The following is a 6,539-nucleotide window of genomic DNA, read 5'->3' as shown; positions in this document are numbered from 1 at the left end:
TATTAGTGAAAACTTTGCTAATTACATGGAAGGTGGCGATGAAAGCATCAATTATGCAGAACTTCCAGATGATGTAATAACCGAAGAGATTAAAGAGGATGCCATTAGAACAAAAGGTTATTTTATATATCCAAGCCAGCTATTTTGTAACATTGCAAAAACTGCAAATACTAATGAAAGCTTAAATACAGATTTAGCAGAGATTTTTTCCTCTATAGAAAACTCAGCTAATGGTTACCCTTCTGAAAAGGCTATTAAAGGATTATTTGCCGATTTTGACACTACAAGCAGCAGGTTAGGGAACACAGTAAAGGATAAAAATAGACGTTTAGCAGCTGTTATCAAAGGAATCGAAAGACTTGACTTTGGTGACTTTACTAACAGCAATATCGACCTTTTCGGTGATGCCTATGAGTTTTTGATCTCTAACTATGCAGCCAATGCCGGAAAATCTGGAGGAGAGTTTTTTACCCCCCAATGTGTATCTAAGCTTCTTGCTAAATTAGCATTACACAACCAAACTAGTATAAATAAAATTTATGACCCTGCTTGCGGCTCAGGTTCCCTATTATTGCAAGCAAAAAAACAACTTGATGAGCACCTTATAGAAGAAGGTTTTTTTGGACAAGAAATTAACCACACAACCTATAACCTTGCCCGAATGAATATGTTTTTACATAATATAAACTACGATAAATTTAATATAGTTTTAGGAGACACCCTTTTAAATCCTCAATTAAAGGATGAAAAACCCTTTGATGCAATAGTATCTAATCCACCGTATTCAATAAAATGGATTGGAAAAGATGACCCAACTCTTATTAATGATGAAAGATTTGCACCGGCAGGAGTATTAGCCCCAAAATCTAAAGCAGATTTTGCCTTTGTTCTCCATTCTCTCCATTACCTTTCCAGCAAAGGCCGTGCTGCTATAGTTTGCTTTCCCGGTATTTTCTACCGTGGGGGCGCAGAACAAAAAATTAGAAAGTATTTGATTGATAATAACTTTGTTGAAACGGTTATTTCCTTAGCACCAAATCTATTTTTTGGCACTTCAATAGCTGTTAATATCTTAGTTCTCTCTAAACATAAAAACGATAATAAGACACAATTTATAGATGCAAGCGGAGAAGAATTTTATAAAAAAGCTACTAATAACAACATACTTGAAAATGAACATATAGATAAAATAATAGAAATATTTGATAAAAAAGAAGATATTAACCACGTTGCAAAAATGGTTGATTATGATGAAATAGTTAAAAATGATTATAACCTTTCAGTAAGTTCCTATGTGGAAATGAAAGACACAAGGGAAAAAATTGATATAAATAAGTTAAATGCAGAGATAAAAGAAACAGTTGCAAAAATAGATAAACTTCGTGCTGAAATTGATGACATCATTGGAGTGATAGAATCATGACGAAGTCAAATTATTTAGAAAAACTACTTAATGGAGCTAAAGTTGAGTGGAAGAAGTTGGGGGAAATAGGAATAGTAAGTGGTGCTGGTGTTGATAAAAAAAAGAATAAGACTGAAAAACCTATTAAACTACTGAACTATATGGATATTTATAAAAATAGATATCTTGATAATAAAATACCTTCTATGGTTGTAACAGCAACTGATAAAAAAATAGAGCAATGTAATGTGTTGAAAGGAGATATATTTTTCACACCTTCTTCCGAAGTATTAAACGATATTGGTAAGTCAGCTGTAGTATTAGAGAATATGGAAGGAGTTGTTTACAGTTATCACATAATGCGTTTAAGGTTAAATAATCCTAACATTATAACTTCTATGTTTATTAATCATATATTTAGTTCTGATTTAGTACAAAAACAAATTAATAAAAAAGCAAAAGGTATAACTCGTTTTGGTTTAACAAAAACACAGTGGGAAAAAATTCAAGTCCCTCTCCCCCCACTGCCTGTCCAGCAGGAAATCGTTCGTATTTTGGATACCTTTACAGAGCTTAAAACAGAGCTTAAAACAGAGCTTACAGCTCGTAAAAAGCAGTATGAGTATTATAGGGATAAACTACTTACACCTATAGAAGATAATGGTAAATGGTTCTTAAATGGCAAAGAGGTTGAGTGGAAGAAGTTAGGGGAGGTTTGCAAAGTTTTTACTGGAGGAGAACCCCCTGCAAATTTAATTAAAGGAGAAAATCCTACTTCGATTTGTAAGTATCCTATATTTGGAAATGGTGCTGAAGTATATGGTTATACCGATACATATAGAATTGATAAAGATGCTGTAACAATTTCTTCAATAGGAGCAAATACTGGAACAATATATTTTAGAAAAGCTTTTTTTACACCAATAATTAGGCTTAAAGTAGTATTACCTATTAAAGAAAATTTATTATCAAAATATTTGTTTTATTATTTATCATCAATAAACATTTATAGTAAGAAAAGTAGTGTCCCAAATATGAATGCCAATGATGTAAAAAAAATAAAAATCCCCATCCCACCCCTTGAAGAACAAGAGCGTATAGTATCAATTTTAGACAAATTTGATACATTGACTAACTCAATTACAGAAGGACTGCCTAGAGAAATAGAGCTACGTCAAAAACAATATGAGTATTATCGTGATTTGCTCCTAAGTTTTCCTAAAGAGGAGGATTAAAGATGTATGAATACAAATCAATAACAGAATCTAAAAATTTTATAGTTTTAGATAAATATGAAAAGTGTTTTCAGGTGAAGGAAACCTATCAAACAGAAGCCGATTTAGAGAGGGAGTTTATTCAAGATTTAGTAAATCAAGGATATGAATATTTAACTAATCTAAACACTCCGGAAAAAATGCTATCTAATGTCCGTACCCAATTAGAAAAACTCAATAATGTTAAGTTTTCAGATGCTGAATGGAAGAGATTTTGCGAAGAATATTTAGATAAACCTGGAGATACCCATATCGATAAAACCCGAAAAATTCATAATGATTATATCTATGACTTTGTTTTTGATGATGGCCATATTCAAAATATCTATTTAGTAGACAAAAAGAATATTGCTAAAAACAAGGTTCAGGTAATTTCACAATTTGAGCAAAAGGGAAATCATGCTAATAGATATGATGTCACCATTTTAGTAAACGGACTACCCTTAGTACATGTAGAACTTAAAAAACGTGGTGTAGCTATTAGAGAAGCCTTTAACCAAATTCATAGATATAGTAAAGAGAGTTTCAATTCAGACAACTCTCTGTTTAAATATATACAGATTTTCATAATTTCTAATGGAACAGATACCCGTTATTTTGCCAACACTACTAAAAGGGATAAAAATAGTTTTGATTTTACCATAAACTGGGCAAAGGCTGATAACACCTTAATAAAAGACTTAAAGGATTTTACAGCTACATTCTTTCAAAAAAATACTATACTTAATGTACTTTTTAAGTATTCAGTTTTTGATGTAAATGACACCTTACTCATAATGAGACCCTATCAAATTGCTGCTACAGAAAGGATACTGTGGAAAATTAAAAGTTCATATCATGCAAAAAAATGGTCAACAACAGAGGGTGGAGGTTATATCTGGCATACAACTGGCTCAGGAAAAACCCTTACAAGTTTTAAAGCGGCTCGTCTAGCAACAGAGCTTGATTTTATAGATAAAGTCTTTTTTGTAGTAGACAGAAAAGATCTAGATTATCAAACAATGAAAGAATATCAGCGTTTTTCTCCTGATAGTGTTAATGGTTCAGAAAGTACAGCAGGGTTAAAACGTAATATCGAAAAAGATGATAATAAAATTATTGTTACAACAATCCAAAAACTAAACAATCTAATAAAAAGTGAAAAAAATCTACCTATATATAACAAACATGTTGTCTTTATTTTTGATGAGTGCCATCGTTCACAATTTGGTGAAGCTCAAAAAAACATTAAAAAGAAATTTAAAAAATACTATCAATTTGGATTTACCGGTACCCCTATTTTCCCAGAAAATGCTTTAGGTTCTGAAACCACTGCTTCTGTCTTTGGTAGACAGTTACATTCTTATGTAATTACTGATGCAATTAGAGATGAAAAGGTTTTAAAATTCAAAGTAGATTATAATGATGTACGTCCTAAGTTTAAGTATATTGAGACAGAACAAGACGAGAAAAAATTATCAGCAGCAGAAACTAAAGAAGCACTACTCCATCCTGAAAGAATTAGAGAAATTTCTCAATATATTCTTGATAACTTTAAAATAAAAACCCATCGATTAAATCCTAGTGGCAAAGGGTTTAATGCTATGTTTGCTGTAAGTAGTGTTGAGGCAGCAAAACTTTATTATGAAACTTTACAAAACTTACAAAAAGATAGAGATGATAAACTAAAAATTGCTACAATATTTTCCTATGCTGCCAATGAAGAACAAAGTGCAATAGGTGAAATTATCGATGAAAACTTTGAACCTTCAGCGATGAATAGTAGTGCTAAAGAGTTTTTAAGTAGAGTAATTAAAGATTACAACGATATGTTTAAAACTAATTATAGTGTTGAAAGTAAAGAATTCCAGAATTATTATAGAGATCTTTCAAGACGGGTGAAAAATCAAGAAATAGACCTTCTAATTGTAGTAGGGATGTTTTTAACAGGTTTTGATGCACCTACATTAAATACTTTATTTGTAGATAAAAACCTTAGATACCACGGTTTAATACAGGCTTATTCAAGGACAAACCGGATCTATGATTCTACCAAAACCTTTGGAAATATAGTTACCTTTAGGGATTTGGAAAAGGCGACCATCGATGCCATCACCCTTTTTGGTGATAAAAACACTAGAAATGTGATATTAGAAAAAAGTTATAAAGAGTATATGGAAGGTTTTACCGATATAATAACCGGTGAAGCCCGCCGTGGATATATAAGTATTGTAAAGGATTTACAGGAAAAGTATCCTAATATAGATAATATAGTTACTGAAAAGGCTAAAAAAGATTTTGTTAAACTCTTCGGAGAATACTTACGGATTGAAAATATCCTACAAAATTATGATGAATTTACAAAGTTAAAAGTTTATCAAGGATTAGATAAAAATGACCCAAAAGCTTTGGAAAAATTTAAAGCCACTTACTATGTAACTGATGAAGAGATAGAAGTATTAAAAGAGACACCATTTATAGGAGAAAGAACAATTCAAGACTATCGTTCTATGTATAATGATATTCGAGAATGGTTACGCCGAGAAAAGGCTGGAAAAGAAAAAGAAGAATCTTCTATTGATTGGGATGATGTGGAATTTGAAATAGACCTTTTAAAATCTCAAGAGATAAATCTAGATTATATTCTTGAACTTATTTTTGAAAAGAATAAAAAAATAAAAAATAAAGAGCTATTGGTTGAAGATGTACGTCGTATAATCCGTTCTAGCGTAGGAAACCGTGCCAAGGAAAGCTTAGTAGTTGATTTTATCAATAGGACAGATTTAGACCAGTTTCAGGATAAAGCGAGTATTATAGAGGCATTTTTTAAATTTGCCCAAGCTGTGCAAAAAAGGGAAGCAGAGGAGCTTATTAAAGATGAAAAACTTAATGAAGAAGCAGCAAAAAGATATATTATGGTTTCATTAAAAAGAGAATATGCTAGTGAAAATGGAACAGAACTAAATGAGATTCTCCCTAAAATGAGTCCTCTAAACCCTCAATATTTAACTAAAAAGAAAAGTGTTTTTCAAAAAATAGCTGCATTTGTAGAGAAGTTTAAAGGGGTAGGTGGGGAAATTTAATTTAAAAGCGAAGTTAATTGAATTTGATGAGAAATAATAGTGAAATGTAAAGTCACATAGCAGGAAGATAATACTTATACCACTCAAGTGGAGTATCCATATTGTTTATAATTATGATTTTTCCTCCGTTGTCAAGACAATAGAGCGGCAATGATGCTGCCGGTTGTACTACGAGTGAGGTGCCGATTGTTATTATCAAATCAGCCCTTGATGCCTCCTCCAACGCCTTTTCAATAGTATTTTTTTCCAGCAGTTCCCCGTAAAAAATAATATCAGGTTTGATTAAACCTCCACACTTAATGCAGTGGGGCGGTTCTGGATTGTGCCAGATTCTTGCAGCTATATCTTCAAAATCGTATTTTGCCCCACAGTTCAGACAGCTGTGTGTTTTAGGCGATCCATGTACTTCAATGATATTTTGTGATCCTGCTTTCTGGTGAAGCATATCAATATTTTGGGTTATTATGGATTTTACCACTCCCATTGCCTCCAGTTTTGCAAGAACTATATGAGGAGACCCGGGTTCCTTTTTGTCCAGATTATAGATAAAATCCTTTGAACTGGAGTAGAAATATGAAGGGTCTTTTAAAAAGTAGTCAAATGAGAATATCTTATCAGCATCAAATGAACTGTACAGACCACCGCTCCCTCTGAAATCTGGGATTCCCGAAAAGGTTGAAACGCCTGCTCCTGTAAGAACAACACAATAATCTGAATTTCTGAGATGTTCAATGAGTTTATCCATTACATTTATTCAGGGAAAATCTTATTTATCAATTATGCAGATGAAAAGTGTAAACA

4 protein-coding genes are annotated in these 6,539 nt (G+C 32.1%); 3 read left to right on the top strand and 1 reads right to left on the bottom strand.

Annotated elements, in window-relative coordinates; all coding sequences use genetic code 11:
- The 3 genes from PWQ49_RS01295 to PWQ49_RS01285 form a co-directional block, all read left to right on the top strand.
- A partial coding sequence (locus PWQ49_RS01295) for a type I restriction-modification system subunit M (protein WP_300606689.1) occupies positions 1–1,423 on the top strand: 1,423 nt, incomplete at its 5' end.
- Positions 1,420–2,637, top strand: a complete 1,218-nt coding sequence (locus tag PWQ49_RS01290) for a restriction endonuclease subunit S (protein WP_300606686.1) — start codon at positions 1,420–1,422, stop codon at positions 2,635–2,637. The genes PWQ49_RS01295 and PWQ49_RS01290, both read left to right, overlap by 4 nt.
- A 2-nt stretch (positions 2,638–2,639) precedes the next feature.
- Positions 2,640–5,738: a type I restriction endonuclease subunit R gene (locus tag PWQ49_RS01285; RefSeq protein ID WP_300606683.1), complete on the top strand. Its 3,099-nt coding sequence runs from the start codon at positions 2,640–2,642 to the stop codon at positions 5,736–5,738.
- A gap of 52 nt (positions 5,739–5,790) precedes the next feature.
- On the opposite strand, the gene PWQ49_RS01280 is transcribed toward PWQ49_RS01285, so the two are convergent.
- On the bottom strand, positions 5,791–6,483 hold the full coding sequence (locus tag PWQ49_RS01280; protein ID WP_300606680.1) for a Sir2 family NAD-dependent protein deacetylase: 693 nt from the start codon (positions 6,481–6,483) through the stop codon (positions 5,791–5,793).
- Between the last annotated feature and the right edge of the window lie 56 nt (positions 6,484–6,539).

Origin of the sequence: Methanohalophilus sp., assembly GCF_030156785.1 — an archaeon.
Classification (GTDB): Archaea; Halobacteriota; Methanosarcinia; order Methanosarcinales; family Methanosarcinaceae; genus Methanohalophilus.
Note: the sequence above shows the minus strand (reverse complement) of the source record. Positions and strands in the feature narration are given on the sequence as shown.

Bases quoted from the DNA above. Each gene is read 5' to 3' on its own strand.
- PWQ49_RS01290 (WP_300606686.1), top strand. From the start codon at position 1,420: ATGACGAAGTCAAATTATTTAGAAAAACTACTTAATGGAGCTAAAGTT.
- PWQ49_RS01285 (WP_300606683.1), top strand. From the start codon at position 2,640: ATGTATGAATACAAATCAATAACAGAATCTAAAAATTTTATAGTTTTA.
- PWQ49_RS01280 (WP_300606680.1), bottom strand. From the start codon at position 6,483: ATGGATAAACTCATTGAACATCTCAGAAATTCAGATTATTGTGTTGTT.